This is a genomic window from Microbacterium resistens, from assembly GCF_031456305.1.
Lineage (GTDB): Bacteria > Actinomycetota > Actinomycetes > Actinomycetales > Microbacteriaceae > Microbacterium > Microbacterium resistens_A.
Genome location: NZ_JAVDUM010000005.1, coordinates 1 through 15,282, shown reverse-complemented (window position 1 = coordinate 15,282; position 15,282 = coordinate 1). Strand labels below are relative to the sequence as shown.

Sequence of the window (15,282 nt, the reverse complement as noted above, 5' to 3'; positions counted from 1 at the left end):
TGGTCGTCGGGTGCCGGGGTCAGAACCCGGGGATGAGGCTGACGACCAGGTCGATGAGCTTGATCCCCAGGAAGGGCGCGACGACGCCGCCGATGCCGTAGATCAGGAGGTTCCGCTGCAGGATCGCCGAGGCGCTGGCCGGGCGGTACTTCACGCCGCGCAGGGCGAGCGGGATGAGGAAGACGATCACGATCGCGTTGAAGATGATCGCGCTCGTGACGGCGGAGGCCGGCGAGTGCAGCTGCATGATGTTCAGCGCGGCGAGACCGGGGAAGGCGCCCATGAACATCGCGGGGATGATCGCGAAGTACTTCGCGATGTCGTTCGCCAGCGAGAAGGTCGTGAGGGCTCCGCGGGTGATGAGCAGCTGCTTGCCGATCCGCACGATGTCGATGAGCTTGGTCGGGTCCGAGTCGAGGTCCACCATGTTCCCGGCCTCCTTGGCGGCCGAGGTCCCGGTGTTCATCGCGACGCCGACGTCGGCCTGGGCGAGCGCCGGGGCGTCGTTCGTGCCGTCGCCGGTCATCGCGACGAGGCGTCCGCCCTCCTGCTCGCGGCGGATGAGGGCGAGCTTGTCCTCCGGCGTCGCCTCGGCGAGGTAGTCGTCCACCCCTGCCTCCGCGGCGATCGCCTTGGCCGTGAGCGGGTTGTCGCCGGTGATCATGACCGTCCGGATGCCCATGCTGCGCAGCTCGTCGAAGCGCTCGCGGAGGCCGTCCTTGACGACGTCCTTGAGGTGCACGACGCCGAGGATCCGTGCGTCCGCGTGGCCGTCGCCGGCGGGGCCCGCGACGGCCACCATCAGCGGCGTGCCGCCGTCGGCCGCGATCCCGTCCGCATATCGCCCCGCCTCGTCGGCCGCGGCGCCGACGTCGGCGCCCTCGGCCGCGAGCCAGGCACGGACGGCGGATCCGGCGCCCTTGCGGATGCGGGTGCCGTCGGCGAGGTCCACGCCGCTCATGCGGGTCTGGGCCGTGAACGGCACGGGCTCCGCGCCCTCCGGTGAGGTGACGACGATCCCGCGGCCGGCGGCGAGGTCGACGATCGACGCGCCCTCCGGAGTGGGGTCGGCGAGGGAGGAGAGGGCGGCGGCGCGCAGCAGCTCGTCCCCGTCGACGCCGGTCACGGGGCGGACGTCGCTCGCGCGGCGGTTGCCGTAGGTGATCGTCCCGGTCTTGTCCAGGAGCAGCGTGGTCACGTCTCCTGCGGCCTCGACGGCGCGTCCGGACATCGCCAGCACGTTGCGCTGCACCAGGCGGTCCATGCCGGCGATGCCGATGGCCGAGAGGAGCGCGCCGATGGTCGTCGGGATCAGGCACACCAGGAGCGCGATGAGCACCGGGATGCTCACCGGCGACGCGGAGTAGGACGCGATCGGGTTCAGCGCCAGCACGACCACGAGGAAGATGATCGACAGGCTCGCGAGCAGGATGTTCAGCGCGATCTCGTTCGGCGTGCGCTGGCGGTCGGCGCCCTCGACGAGCGCGATCATGCGATCGACGAACGTCTCGCCGGGCTTGGAGGTGATGCGGACGACGATCCGGTCCGAGAGCACCCGGGTGCCGCCGGTGACGGCGCTGCGGTCGCCGCCGGACTCCCGGACGACGGGAGCGCTCTCGCCGGTGATCGCGGACTCGTCCACGGTCGCGATCCCGGCGATGATGTCGCCGTCGCCGGGGATCGGCTCACCGGCCACGACCACGACGACGTCGCCGAGGCGGAGGTCGGCCGAGGAGACGTCCTCGGTGGCGGCCTTCGCGGCGATCGCGTCCCCGGCGGGGTCGTAGCCGACCACGCGCCGTGCGGAGGTGGTCGTGCGGGTCCGCCTGAGGGTTGCCGCCTGCGCCTTGCCCCGCCCCTCGGCGACGGACTCGGCGAGGTTCGCGAAGAGCACCGTGAGCCAGAGCCAGACCGCGATCGACCAGGTGAAGCCACCGGGGACGGCGGTGCCGCCGGACTCCCCGGCGCCGCCGAGGAAGGGCTCGGCGATCGCGAGCACGGTGGTGAGCGCGGCCCCCGCCCAGACCAGCAGGATCACGGGGTTGCGCAGGAGCGTGGCGGGGTTGAGGCGGCGCAGCGCCCCGGGGAGGGCCTGGACGAGCTGCCTCGGCCCGAAGGCGCGCTGCGGGCGGGCGGGGGCGTCCTCCGCCGCGGCCGCGGCGGGCCGGGTGATGTCGGTGTCGGTGAGGGTCATGTCAGACGAGTCCTTCTGCGAGGGGCCCGAGCGTGAGCACGGGGAAGTAGGTGAGCGCGGTGACGATGACCGTCACGGCGGCGAGGAGGCCGACGAACTGCGGACGGTGCGTGGGCAGCGTTCCTGCGGTCTCGGGGACGCGCTGCTGGGCGGCGAAGGAGCCGGCCAGGGCGAGCACGAGCACGATCGGCAGGAAGCGTCCGAGGAGCATCGCGACGCCGAGGGCCGTGTTCAGCCACGGGGTGTTCGCGGTGAGGCCGGCGAAGGCGGATCCGTTGTTGTTCGACGCGGACGTGAAGGCGTAGAGCACCTCGCTGAGGCCGTGCGGCCCCGGGTTGAGGATGCTCGTGCCGACGATCTCGTCGCGGATCCCGGGGATCGCGAAGCTCAGGGCGGTCCCGCTGAGCACGAGCACGGGGGTGACCAGGATGTAGAGGCTCGCGAGCTTGATCTCCCGCGGGCCGATGCGCTTGCCGAGGTACTCCGGCGTGCGTCCGACGAGCAGGCCGCCGACGAACACCGCGAGCACGGCCAGCACGAGCATGCCGTACAGGCCCGATCCGACACCGCCAGGGGCGACCTCGCCGAGCATCATGTTCAGCATCGGCATCATCCCGCCGAGCGCCGTGTAGGAGTCGTGCATCGAGTTCACGGCACCCGTGGAGGTGAGCGTGGAGGCGCTGCCGAAGAGCGTGGACCCGAGGATCCCGAAGCGCTGCTCCTTGCCCTCCATCGCCGCTCCCGCAAGCTCCGGGGCGGTGCCGTGTCCGGCGAGCTCGAGCGCGGAGAGCGTGAAGGTCGAGACGAGGAAGAGCGTCGCCATGACGGCGGCGATCGCGTAGCCCTGGCGGTTGTCGCCGATCATCCGGCCGAACGCGCGGGGGAGCGAGAACGGGATGGCGAGGATCAGCAGGATCTGGATCATGTTGGTCCAGGGCGTCGGGTTCTCGAACGGGTGCGCGGAGTTGGCGTTGTAGAAGCCGCCGCCGTTGGTGCCCAGCAGCTTGATCGCCTCCTGGGAGGCGACGGGCCCGCCGGGGATGGACTGCGCGGCCCCGGTGAGGGTGTGGACCTCGGTGAAGCCGGAGAGGTTCTGCGCGACGCCGCCCGCGAGGAGCGCGAGGGCACCGATCACGGCGATCGGCAGCAGCAGGCGCACGAGTCCGCGGATCAGGTCGACCCAGAAGTTGCCGATCGTGGCGCTTCCGCGGCGTGCGAGCCCGCGGACGAGGGCGATGGCGACCGCCATGCCGACCGCGGCCGAGACGAAGTTCTGCACGGTGAGGCCGGCGAGCTGCACCAGGTGCCCCATCGTCTGCTCCGGCGAGTACGACTGCCAGTTCGTGTTGGCCACGAACGAGGCCGCGGTGTTGAACGCCAGGCCCTCGGGCACGGGCGGCAGGCCGAGCGAGAGCGGGAGGACCGACTGGAAGCGCTGGAGCAGGTAGAGCAGCACGAGGCCGACGACCGAGAACGCGAGCACGCCCCTGGCGTAGGAGCGCCAGGTCTGCTCGGAGGACGCGTCGACGCCGATGAGCCGGTAGATGCCCCGCTCGATGCGGAGATCGCGTGCGCCGGTGTAGACGCGGGCGATCGCGTCGCCGAGGGGGCGGTAGAGCAGCACGAGGGCCGCGATGAGCGTCGCCGCCTGCAGGACGCCGAACCAGATCGTGGCCGCGTCCATCAGAACTTCTCCGGGGCGACGAGGGCGATCACGAGGTAGCCGATGGCGGCGATCGCGAGGGCGGCGGCGATGAGTTCGAAGACGATCACAGCCGCTCCACCCCCTTCGCGATCAGCGCGACGAGGGAGAACAGCGCGAGCGTCAGCGCCAGGTAGATGAGATCGAGCACGAGAACTGATCGAACTCCGTCCGAGGGCCCCGGAACGGGATCCTCACGAAATCCCTACGCCCCCGACGCCGACCCATGCGGAGTCCTCGCGTTTCCCCTGCGCCCGCCATGCGCGCGCTGTGTGCCGTGCCTACGCGCCTATGACGCGCGAAACGGCAACTGCGTCCCGAGACTGCGATATTCTCGCGCAGTCTCGGGACGCAGTTGCGGTCTCGCGGTCGGTCGATCGGGCTCGCTACTCCTCGTGCTCGGGCGGGCCGGCGGGGCGCTGTGCGCGACGTCCGCGCGGGCTGGCGGGGCTGTACGCCGAGACGGGGCGTCCGCCGCGCTGCTGGCCGGGGAGGGGCCGGGAGCGGCGTCCGTAGATGAGCTCGGAGGAGTCGAGCAGCCACGGCACGAGCGTGATCGAGACGCCGTGCACGAGCATCAGCTGGTTGGCCAGGCGCCGGGCTCGGCGGTTGTGGAGGAGGGACTCCCACCAGTGCCCCACGATGTACTGCGGCAGGTAGACGGTCATCACGCTCGGGCCGTGCTTCTCGCGGTACTGGCGGATGAAGTGCTCGACCGGTTGCACGTAGGTGCGGTACGGGGAGTCCACGATCACGAGCGGAATGGGGATGTTGTGCTGGGCCCACTCCTGCTGCAGATGGACGCCGTCCTCGGGCGTGAGGGCGACGTGCAGGGCCACCGTCTTCTGATGCTTGGCGGCGATCGCGTAGTCGATCGCCTTGATGACCGGCTTCTGCAGGCGGCTGACGAGGATGATGGCGACGTCGCCCTCGGATCCGAAGTGGGTCGTGTCGTCGACCGTGATCTCGTGCTCCACGTCCCGGTAGTACCGCTTGACGCCCATCATGAGGATCGCGAGCACCGGGATCGCGAAGAACACCATCCACGCGCCGTGCGTGAACTTGGTGATGGTCACGATCAGCAGCACGAGCACGGTGAGGGCGGCGCCGATGGAGTTGATGACCAGGCCCGTGTAGGCGGACCTCCGCACCGAGGAGACCTGGTCCGGATCTTCCTCCCCGATCCCGCGCAGGACCCGGCGCCAATGCCGCACCATGCCGATCTGCCCGAGCGAGAACGACACGAACACGCCGATGATGTAGAGCTGGATCAGCGTCGTGAGCTTCGCCTGGAACACCACCAGGACGAGGGCGGCGGCGATGCCGAGCACGATCATGCCGTTGGAGAAGACGAGGCGGTCGCCGCGGGTGTTCAGGGCCTTGGGCGCGTAGCCGTCGCGGGCGAGCACCGCCCCCAGCAGCGGGAAGCCGTTGAACGCGGTGTTGGCCGCGAGCAGCAGCACGCACGCGGTGGCGGCCTGGATGATGAAGAACGGGATGCTGCCGCCGCCGAACGTGGCGGCGGCCACCTGCGCCATGAGGCTCGGCTGCGGGTTGGAGCAGTCGAAGCCGACGAGGTCGCACGGGTCCTCCGCGTAGTGCACGCCGGCGATGAGGGCGAGGGCGGTGAGGCCCGCGAAGAGGAGGGCGGCGATCGATCCCATCATCGCCAGCGTCGTCTGGGCGTTGCGGATCTTGGGCATCCGGAAGGCCGGGACGCCGTTGGAGACGGCCTCGACCCCGGTGAGCGCGGAGCAGCCGCTGGAGAACGCGCGCAGCACCAGCAGGATCACGGCGGCCTGGCCGAGGCTCTCGGCCTGCACGGTGTAGTCGGCGCTCGAGGCGACCGGCGCGTCGCCGAAGACGGTGCGCAGGAGCCCGGTGACCACCATGACCACGACGGATCCGATGAACAGGTAGGTCGGGATCGCGAAGACGGTCGACGCCTCGCGCACCCCGCGGAGGTTCACGACCACGATGAGGACGACGAAGCCGACCGCGAGCTCCACGCGCCATGGGTCAAGCTCCGGGACGGCGGAGATGATGTTGTCTACGCCCGAGGCGATCGAGACCGCGACGGTGAGCACGTAGTCGACGAGGAGCGCCGCGGCGACGATCACGCCGGGGACCTCGCCGAGGTTCTTCGACGCGACCTCGTAGTCGCCACCGCCCGAGGGGTAGGCCTTGATGAGCTGGCGGTAGCTGAGGACCACCACCACGAGCAGGACCACGACGGCGCCCGCCACCAGCGGCGTGAACGACAGGAACGCCATCCCGCCCACGAGCAGGATCATCAGGAGCTCCTGCGGCGCGTAGGCGACGGAGCTCAGCGCGTCCGAGGCGAAGATCGGAAGCGCCATCCTCTTGGGGAGCAGTTGGTCGTCCACCTGCTCCGAGGTGAGCGGGTCTCCGAGAAGGATGCGTTTGGCGAGCTGCGGAGCGTCCGCGGACTCACGACCGTCGTTTGCCACGATCCGCGAGACTACGCCTGCTCGGACCCAGTGCGCAATGCGGAACCGTCCCGGTTTCGTCACGGGCATGTCCGCTGAGGACGAACACACAGGCGATTCGAATCACGGATGCGTAACGTCGGCATCATGAGCACCGTGCCCGTCGATGACGAGACGCTGAACCAGACCCTCAGTGAGGCTCGTGAGCTCCGTGACGAGTTCCAGCGTTTCCTGCACGAGTACGAGTTCGGGATGCGCGAGGTCGAGACGAAGATCTCGATCCTCCGCGACGAGTTCACGCATCACCACGCGTACAACCCGATCGAGCACGTGAAGAGCCGTGTGAAGTCGCCGGACAGCATCGTCGAGAAGGTCGCGCGCCGGGGGATCGAGCCCGACTTCGCCTCGATCCGGGAGCACATCACCGACATCGCGGGCGTCCGCGTGACGTGCAGCTTCGTCGCGGACGTCTACCGTCTGTTCGACCTCCTCACGGCGCAGGACGACGTGACCGTGCGGATCGTCAAGGACTACATCACCACGCCCAAGCCGAACGGCTACCGGAGTCTGCACGCGATCCTCGAGGTGCCCGTGTTCCTGTCCACCGGGACGATCATGGTGCCTGTCGAGGTGCAGTTCCGGACGATCGCGATGGACTTCTGGGCCAGCCTCGAGCACAAGATCCACTACAAGTTCCAGGGCCAGGTGCCCGCGCATCTCGTGGACAGCCTCACGGGCGCGGCCGATGCCGCGAGCGAGCTCGACGCCCGCATGGAGCAGCTGCACCGCGAGGCGCACGGCATGACCCTCGGCGCCCTCCCTCCGGCTCCGCCCAGGGTCATCCAGGTCTGACGGTTCCTGGGCGCTGGTGCTGGAAGTGCCCCGGAGTTGTCGCCCGTGCCGGTGCCTGTGCGGAGGTGCCCCGCCGGAAGTGCCCCGCCGTGGCAGTTTCTGCGGGTTGGATTGCCCGCCGTGGCAGTTCTTGCGGGTTGAGAGGCGTCCGAACCAGCAAGAACTGCCACGCCGGGGCATGAACTCACGCCACGCCCGGGCATGAACTGACGCCCGGGACAGGTGACGCGCGCGCCTCAGGCCAGGAACTCGCGGGCGGCGGTGACCAGGGCGGTGACGCCGACCTCGATCGTGGGGTGCATCTCCACCGCGAAGAAGGGCGAGTGGTTGGTGGCGATCTCGCTCTCCAGCGTGCCGTTCGCGACCGCCGCGGCGAACCGCGCGGGGTCGATGCCGCCCCAGAACCAGTAGACCAGCGGCACTCCGGCGTCGCGGGCGAACCAGGAGACGTCCTCGCTGCCGGTGAAGAGGCCGGGATCGATGACCTGCTCCTCGCCGAACGCCCGACGGAACGCCGCGGTCGCGCGCGCCGTGGCATCGGCGTCGTTGATGGTCGCGGGCAGCGTGTGCAGGGTCCGGATCGTGGGCTCCTCCGGCGCGCCGGACGCCAGCGCCTCCGCACGGACGACCCGCTCCACCGCGGCGAGCACCTTCTCGCGCAGCGCCTCGTCGGGATACCGCAGGCTCAGGTCGAGCGTCGCCTCGGCCGGGATGATGTTGTTCTTGGTGCCGGCGTGGATCGCGCCGACCGTCACGACCGCGAGGTCGTGCGGGTCGATCTCACGGGAGACGACGGTCTGCAGCCGCATCACGGTCGCCGCGGCCATCACGATCGGGTCGACCGTGGAGTGCGGGCGGGAGCCGTGGCCGCCGCGGCCGTGCATCACGACGGACAGGCCGTCCGAGGCCGACATCTGGGGCCCCGGCCGCACGCCGATCACCCCGGCCGGGAGCGGGGTGACATGCTGTCCGAGCACGACGTCAGGGCGCGGGAACCGGTCGAGCAGGCCGTCGTCGAGCATGGCGCGGGCGCCGCCGCCGACCTCCTCGGCGGGCTGGATGAGCACGACCAGCGTGCCGGACCACTCGGACGCCGCCGCGACCAGCCGCTCCACGGCGCCGATCATCGCCGTCACGTGCATGTCGTGGCCGCAGGCGTGCATCACCCCGACGGTCTTGCCGTCCGGGTCGACGCCCGTGGCCGTGCTCGCATACGGCAGGCCCGTCTGCTCGGTGACGGGCAGGCCGTCCATGTCCGCGCGCAGCCAGACCACGGGGCCGTCCCCGTTCGCGAGGACGCCGACGACGCCGGTCCGGCCGACCTCCTCGGTCACCGTGAGCCCGAGGTCGCGAAGATGTCCCGCGGCGACCGCGGCCGTGCGCGTCTCCTGGAAGGACAGCTCGGGGTTCTGATGCAGGTCGATGAACAGCGCGTCGAGGTCGATGGTCATGGGGCGAGCCTATTCCGGTCCGCGATGCCCGGTGTCGCCCGGTTCTGCTTGGATGGGCTGGTGCGGATGACGGATGAGTCGCGGACGGCGGGGTTCGGGGCGCTGATATGGCTCGCGGTGGCGACCTTCTCGATGGGCATCGACGGGTACGTGCTCGCGGGTCTCCTCCCGCAGATCGCCGACGACCTCGACGTGGATCCGGCCGCCGCCGGACAGCTCATGGCGGTGTTCGCGCTCACGAGCGCCGTGGCGGGCCCCGTCCTCGGGGCGCTGACGGGGCGCTGGGAGCGCAAGGGGACGATCGTCGGCGCGCTCGCCGTGTTCGTCGTCGGCAACGTGGTCGTGGCCGTCGCGCCCACCTATGCATGGGCGATGACGGGGCGGATCGTCTCCGCGCTCGGGGCGGCGCTCCTCAACGCCGTGGTCAGCGCGTACGTGATCGCCAAGACGCCGGAGGAACGGCGGGGCCGTGCGCTCTCCCTCGTCCTCGGCGGATGGCTGGCGGCGACCGCGCTGGGCGTGCCGATCGGGCTCGTGATCGGACAGGAGGACTGGCGGATCCCGCTGATCCTGGTGGCGGTCGTGGGAGCCGCGGCCCTTGTCGGCATCGTGCTCAAGGTGCCGCGGCTGCACCTCCCGCCCCTCTCGCTGCGACGGACACTGCAGCCGCTCACGCAGGGGCGGATCCTCGTGGCCCTCCTCGTGCCGGCGGGGATCATGACCGCCAGCTACCTCTGCTTCACCTATGCGACCCTCATCCTCGGGCCGCGGGTGGGCACCGGTCTGGCGATGGTGGTCGTGATGTTCGGCTACGGGGTGCTGAGCCTCCTCGGCAACATCGTCTCGGGGCGGCTCACCGATCGGTTCCGGCCGACGCGCGTGCTCACCGGGATCATCGGCGCGCTCGTGGTGGTGGCGCTCCTGGGCACCGCGGGGCTCGCGCTCCCGGGAGCTGCCGGTGCGGTCGCCGCGGTCCTCTGGTTCCTCGCATCCGCGGTGGGGAACGGCGGGTCCGGCGTCCCGTTGCAGGCCCGCCTCGGCGGCATGGCCCCGGACTCGGTCGCCCTGGTCGTGGCGCTCAACGGCAGCGCGATGTCGCTCGGATCGGCGATCGGCGCGGCGCTGGGAGGCGTGGCCGTCGCCGGCGGCATCCCGGCCGATGCGCTGCTGCCCCTCTCGGCCGCGATCCTCCTGGTCACCTTCGTCCCGCACGCGATCGTGGCCCGCCGCGAGGGTCGCGTCCTGGTGACCGCGGCCTGACCGTCGCCCCGGGAGGGCGCCCTCCCCCTTCCGGGGCCTGCACGGTCCGGCAGCGAATGTACGAGCCGTTGCCGTTGCCGTTGTAGTGGTTTGGGCGGTTGGTGCCACGCCGTGGCCCAGTCGATCTGGGCGGTTAGTGCCACGCCGTGACAGGGGGGCGGGGACACTTGCACGATCCGTGAACGGACGCACGCGAGAATCAGGGTTTCCGTCGTGCATCCGTGATTCGGTCGTGCAGGTGTGCGGCCGCCGAGTCACGCCGGGTCACCCCGGGCCCCAGGCATCCCACGTCCCCCGGGTCACCCCCGATCGGGGGAGCCGGTCGATCCGCGGACGACGAGCTCGAACGGCAGAGCCGTCGGCGCGGGCCTCGCGTCCGGGTCGGAGAGCATCCGGAGCAGCTCCGCGGCGGCGCGACGGCCCTGGTCGAGCGGGAACTGGTCGACCGTGGTGAGCCGGAGGACGGCGCCGAGATCGTGGCCGTCCACCCCGATCATCGAGAGGTCCTCCGGCACGCGGAGACCGAGGTCGCGGGCGGCGAGGATCGCCCCCACGGCCATCTCGTCGGAGGCCGCGAAGATCGCGGTCGGTCGGGGGCCGGTGCGATCGAGCAGGCGCATCGCGGCGCGATAGCCGCCCTCGACGGTGAAGTCCGCCGGCTCTACGAGGTCCGGCCGTGCCGCGATCCCGGCATCCGCCAGCGCGCCCTCGAAGCCGAGCCTGCGCTGGGTCGGCACCCGGAACTCGCGATCGAACTCCGGGCGGGCCCCGATGTGGGCGACGTCGCGATGCCCGAGGTCGAGCAGATGCCGGACGGCGAGACGGGCGACGGCGGAGTCGTCCACGGTGAGGGTGGTGAGACGGGGGTTCGGGCCGCCGATCGCGATCACGGGGATCCCGAGGTCGAGGAGGCGGTCGGCCTCCAGGTCGCCGAGGCGGATCGCCACCGCGATCACGGCGTCGACGCGCCGCCGTCGCACGAACGTCGAGAAGACGTCGCGGCGCACGTCCTCGTCCGCGGTGATGTTGTAGAGGGTCACGTCGTAGCCCTCGCGCATCAGGGCGTCAGAGATGCCGGAGAGCACCGTGCTGAAGAACCAGCGGTCCAGGTGCGGGACGATCACCCCGACATTGCGGGTGCGCCCGGAGGCGAGCGCCGATGCCTGGGAGGACACGACGTAGCCCAGGGCGTCCGCCGCCTCCCGCACCTTCGCGCGGGAGGCGGCGGAGACCTGTCCGCGCCCGCTCAGGGCACGGGACACGGTCGCCGTCGAGACGCCGGCCCGGCGGGCGACCTCGTCGATGCTCACCATGTCGGCACCCGGAGCGGAGCGGAGGCGCGCTCAGACGCGCGTGAACCAGGCGGCGGTGTTCGGCGGGAGCACCGAGCCGGGGAACTCCTCGCTCTGGACGACGAACCGGACGTCGGCGCCGAGGTCCAGCGGCGCGTCCCCCAGGTTGGCGGCCACGTGCAGGTCTCCGCGGCGGAACGCGACGGCGTCCTCGCCGAGGTCCTCCCAGACGAGCGAACCCGACCCGAGCCCGCGACCGCGACGCTCGGCGAGGAGGGTGCGGTACAGCTCGAGGGTGGATCCCTCGGTCCCCGCCTCGACGCCGCGGGCGTAGTCGGCCCACTCGGCGGGCTGGGGCAGCCAGGAGGCGCCCGTGTCGTTGAAGCCGTAGGCGGGGGCATCGGCGGTCCAGGGGAGCGGCACGCGGCAGCCGTCGCGCCCGTAGCGCTTGCCCTCGGTGCGGAACCAGGTCGGGTCCTGTCGGAACGCGTCCGGGATCTCCATCGCCTCGGGGAGGCCCAGCTCCTCGCCCTGGTACAGGTAGGCGGATCCGGGCAGCGCCAGCATGACGGTGGTCGCCGCGCGGCCGCGGGCGAGGCCGACCATGGGGTCGGGCTTGCCGGGCGTGTTCGGGCCGATGCCCTCGCCCTGCGGGTTCTCGGCGGTGAGTGCGAGGCGGGTCGCGTGGCGCACGACATCGTGGTTGGAGAGCACCCAGGTGCTGGGCGCCCCCACGGCTCCGAACCGGTCGAGCGACTCGCGGATGACGTCCCGCAGCGCCTTCGCGTCCCACGGGGTCATCAGGTACGGGAAGTTGAACGTCTGGTGCATCTCGTCGGGGCGGACCCACAGCGCCGTCTTCTCCAGGGTCGGCAGCCACGCCTCGCCGCAGAGGGCGCGGTCGCCGTCGTACTCGGCGAGCACCTTGTGCCAGTCGCGGTAGATGTCGTGGACGCCGTCCTGCCCCCAGTAGGGCACCTCGTCCTGGTCGCCGCCCATGGAGTCGGCGCCGTCGCCCGGGGAGTAGTCCGGGAGGCCGGCGGCCTTGATCATGCCGTGCGCCACGTCGACCCGGAAGCCGTCGACGCCGCGGTCGAGCCAGAACCGCAGAGTGGAGCGGAACTCCTCGCGGACCTCCTCGTTGGTCCAGTCGAAGTCGGGCTGCGAGGCGTCGAAGATGTGCAGGTACCACTGGCCGGGTGTGCCGTCGGCCTCGGTGATCCGCTCCCACATCCCGCCGCCGAAGACCGACTCCCAGTTGTTCGGGGGCAGCTCGCCGTGCTCGCCCTTGCCGTCGCGGAAGATGTAGCGCGCGCGCTCGGGGCTCCCGGGCGCCGCCTTCAGGGCGGCCTGGAACCAGACGTGCTGGTCGGAGGAGTGGTTGGGCACCAGGTCGACGATCACGCGGATGCTCCGGGCGTGGGCCTGGGCGAGCATCTCGTCGAAGTCGGCGAGGGTGCCGAAGAGGGGGTCGACGTCGCGGTAGTCGGCGACGTCGTACCCGGCGTCCTTCTGCGGGCTCGTCATGAACGGGCTCAGCCAGATCGCGTCGATCCCGAGCTGCTTCAGTGAGTCCAGGCGGGACGTGATGCCGGGGAGGTCGCCGATGCCGTCGCCCGAGGCGTCGGCGAAGGAGCGGGGGTAGATCTGGTAGATGACGGCGGACCGCCACCATTCGGAACCGGGTGCGGACTTCTGCTCGAGCTCAGGCATGCGCCCCACGCTACTGCAAGCGCTTGCAGTATGGCGAGTAGGGCCGGGGCCGGGGCCGGGCCGGGGTCGGGGTCGGCCGATGTTCGGCGCCCGTCCTCGTGCAACCGTTTCTGCCCCGCCGTGGCAGTTCTGGTGGGTTGCCAGGCGTGTCAACCCGCAACAACTGCCACGGCGGGGCAGAAACGTACGTCCATGCGGGCAGAAACGTGCGCGGCGCCAGGGCAGGGAGCCCGGTTCAGCGTGCGGGCAGGACGACGTTCCGCGGGGCCTCGCCGCGCAGCAGCCGATCGATCTGCGCGCGCACCAGCCGCGCGATCCTCGGGTTCATCGCCGTGGACGCCCCGCCGACATGCGGGCTGATCAGCAGATTCGGCGCGGACCACAGCGGGTGCCCGGCAGGCAGGGGCTCCTCCTCCAGCACGTCGAGGGCTGCGCGCAGGCGCCCGGACTCGAGCTCGGCGCGCAGCGCATCGGTATCGACGATCGATCCCCGTCCGACGTTCACCAGGAGCGCGCCGTCCGCCATCCGGGACAGGAGGTCCGCGTCCAGGAAATGCCGGGTCTCCTCACCCCCGGGAAGGCTCAGCACCACGATCTCGGCGTCGGGGAGGAGCCGCGGCAGCTCGTCCAGCCCGTGCACGGCGACCTCGCCGATGCCGTCGACGGAGACCGGACGCGCCGTCCGCGCGACGGCGCTCAGCGCGACCTCGAACGGGGCCAGACGTCGGGCGATGGCCGTGCCAACGCCGCCGAAACCGATCAGGAGCACACGGCGGTCGGCGAGGCTGTCCGCGAAGACCGGATCCCACTCGCCCCTGTCCTGCGCGCGGACGAAACGGGGGAGCTGACGCTGTGCGGCGAGCATGAGCGCGACGGCGAGCTCAGCGGTCGATGCCTCGTGCACGCTCGCGGCATTGGCGAACGGCATCCCGGCGGGCAGCGCGTCGGCGACGCCGTCATAGCCGATCGACTGGCTCTGCACGAGCCCGACGTCCAGTCCCTCGAGCGCCGCGAGGGACTCCGTGGTCCCCATGTACGGCGGGACGACCAGATCCAGGCGATCGGCCGGGGGCGGGGTCCGCAGGTCCCAGACATGCAGCTCGACCCCCTCCGGAAGGGCGCCGAGGCCGGCGGCGAGACGGTCGGACGGAACGGTGACGACGAGGCTCACCCTTCGACCCTAGCCGCACTGATCCCGCACTGATCCTGCGTGATCCTGAACGGATGATCCCCGACTCGTGACCGGGAGGACAGCCGGCACACCCCCACGGGCTCCCCGGCAGGACTACGCTTCAGGCACCGCCACGCGACGGCGCGTGCCCGGACCGAGGAGGACCGATGGTTCCTGAGATCAACTACTGGGCTGTTCTGCTGGCGACGGCGTCGAGCATGGTCGTCGGCTCGATCTGGTACGCCCGCGGTGTCTTCGGCACCCGTTGGGCGCGGCTGGCGAAGGTCGATCTGGACAACCCGAACGGCAGTCCCGTCGTCGCGATCCTCGTCACGGTCGTCGTGAGCTTCCTGACCGCCTGGGTGCTGGCCGGCGCCTCGGCGATCGCGTTCCACTTCTACGGCGGCGCGTTCTTCGCGTCGGCCCTGGTCACGGGCGTCACCCTCTGGGCCGGTTTCACGGCGGCGCGCTTCATCACGCACGACGCCTTCGAGGGGCGGCCGACCTCGCTCACCGTGATGAACATCGCCCACGAGCTGGTCACGGTCGTCATCATGGCCCTGATCATCGGCGTCTGGCCCCCGGTGCTGGCCTGATCCGGTGCTGGTCTGGCCCCCGGTGCTGGTCTGGCTCCGGTGCTGGTCTGGCTCCCGGTGCTGGTCTGGCCCCGGTGGTTCCGGTCCGGGGCGGATCCAGGTTTGGCTTCAGGTCCAGCTTCGGGCTCGGTTCCGTGGTCGGGGGCGCAGAGGACCAAATTCGGGACGCGGGCGTTCACGTTTGTCGGATGGATTGAACCTGGTCGGCCCGGATTGCTGATTTGGGCCGACGGGAGTGCGATCGGCCGACGGAGTGCAGGTGTCCTGGCCAGGACGGGTAGATGCCGGGACCTGGTTGGTTCAGGCCCGGGAGTTGGAGGGGACCAGATTCGGGACATGGGTGTTCACGTTTGTCGGATGGATTGAATCTGGTCGGCCTGGATTGCTGACTCGGGCCGACGGTGGTGAATTCGTCCGACAGAAGTGCGGGTGTCCCGGGCCAGGGCGAGTGTCCCGGACTAGCAGGGGTGTCTGGGGTCGGGTGAGTGTCCCAGGTTATGACGGACGGGTCTGCTGAACGAACTGGTGACAGTTTCGGTTAGGCCGCGAGGGCCAGGTTGTTGGTCATGATGGTCTCGAATTCGATCGGGGTCAAACGTCC

At 70.8% G+C, this 15,282-nt stretch carries 11 protein-coding genes; 3 read left to right on the top strand and 8 right to left on the bottom strand.

What is annotated here, in order from left to right; all coding sequences use genetic code 11:
* Positions 1-19: 19 nt before the first annotated feature.
* The 4 genes from kdpB to J2Y69_RS06755 form a co-directional block, all read right to left on the bottom strand.
* The gene (gene kdpB / locus J2Y69_RS06770) at positions 20-2,194 is read right to left on the bottom strand and encodes a potassium-transporting ATPase subunit KdpB (protein ID WP_310018873.1); all 2,175 of its coding nucleotides are present in this window, start codon (positions 2,192-2,194) and stop codon (positions 20-22) included.
* 1 nt (position 2,195) lies between these two features.
* Complete coding sequence (gene kdpA / locus J2Y69_RS06765; protein ID WP_310018871.1) at positions 2,196-3,878, bottom strand: potassium-transporting ATPase subunit KdpA; 1,683 nt, start codon at positions 3,876-3,878, stop codon at positions 2,196-2,198.
* Entirely contained in the window at positions 3,878-3,967 is a 90-nt protein-coding gene (locus J2Y69_RS06760) for a potassium-transporting ATPase subunit F (protein WP_310018869.1), read from the bottom strand. Before J2Y69_RS06760 ends, kdpA begins: the two co-directional genes overlap by 1 nt.
* Positions 3,968-4,282: 315 nt before the next feature.
* Complete coding sequence (locus J2Y69_RS06755; RefSeq protein WP_310019322.1) at positions 4,283-6,256, bottom strand: APC family permease; 1,974 nt, start codon at positions 6,254-6,256, stop codon at positions 4,283-4,285.
* Positions 6,257-6,493: 237 nt separating this feature from the next.
* Between J2Y69_RS06755 and J2Y69_RS06750 the strand changes: the two genes are divergently transcribed.
* Positions 6,494-7,198, top strand: a complete 705-nt coding sequence (locus tag J2Y69_RS06750; protein ID WP_310018867.1) for a GTP pyrophosphokinase — start codon at positions 6,494-6,496, stop codon at positions 7,196-7,198.
* 236 nt (positions 7,199-7,434) lie between these two features.
* Here J2Y69_RS06750 and J2Y69_RS06745 read toward each other — a convergent pair whose 3' ends face one another.
* Positions 7,435-8,649 (bottom strand): amidohydrolase, encoded by a 1,215-nt coding sequence (locus J2Y69_RS06745; protein ID WP_310018865.1) that lies wholly within the window; start codon positions 8,647-8,649, stop codon positions 7,435-7,437.
* A gap of 66 nt (positions 8,650-8,715) precedes the next feature.
* Here J2Y69_RS06745 and J2Y69_RS06740 point away from each other — a divergent pair, with 66 nt between their 5' ends.
* Complete coding sequence (locus J2Y69_RS06740; protein WP_310018863.1) at positions 8,716-9,909, top strand: MFS transporter; 1,194 nt, start codon at positions 8,716-8,718, stop codon at positions 9,907-9,909.
* Between the two features lie 299 nt (positions 9,910-10,208).
* Here J2Y69_RS06740 and J2Y69_RS06735 read toward each other — a convergent pair whose 3' ends face one another.
* The 3 genes from J2Y69_RS06735 to J2Y69_RS06725 all read right to left on the bottom strand — a co-directional run bounded on the left by J2Y69_RS06735 (position 10,209) and on the right by J2Y69_RS06725 (position 14,085).
* A complete protein-coding gene (locus J2Y69_RS06735) occupies positions 10,209-11,222 on the bottom strand; it encodes a LacI family DNA-binding transcriptional regulator (RefSeq protein WP_310018861.1) in 1,014 nt (337 codons plus the stop codon).
* A 30-nt stretch (positions 11,223-11,252) separates the two neighbouring features.
* Complete coding sequence (locus tag J2Y69_RS06730; protein ID WP_310018859.1) at positions 11,253-12,914, bottom strand: glycoside hydrolase family 13 protein; 1,662 nt, start codon at positions 12,912-12,914, stop codon at positions 11,253-11,255.
* Positions 12,915-13,149: 235 nt separating this feature from the next.
* The gene (locus J2Y69_RS06725; protein WP_310018856.1) at positions 13,150-14,085 is read right to left on the bottom strand and encodes a 2-hydroxyacid dehydrogenase; all 936 of its coding nucleotides are present in this window, start codon (positions 14,083-14,085) and stop codon (positions 13,150-13,152) included.
* Positions 14,086-14,252: 167 nt separating this feature from the next.
* On the opposite strand from J2Y69_RS06725, the gene J2Y69_RS06720 reads away from it, so the two are divergent.
* Positions 14,253-14,681 (top strand): DUF1761 domain-containing protein, encoded by a 429-nt coding sequence (locus J2Y69_RS06720; RefSeq protein ID WP_310018854.1) that lies wholly within the window; start codon positions 14,253-14,255, stop codon positions 14,679-14,681.
* The last annotated feature ends 601 nt before the right edge of the window (positions 14,682-15,282 follow it).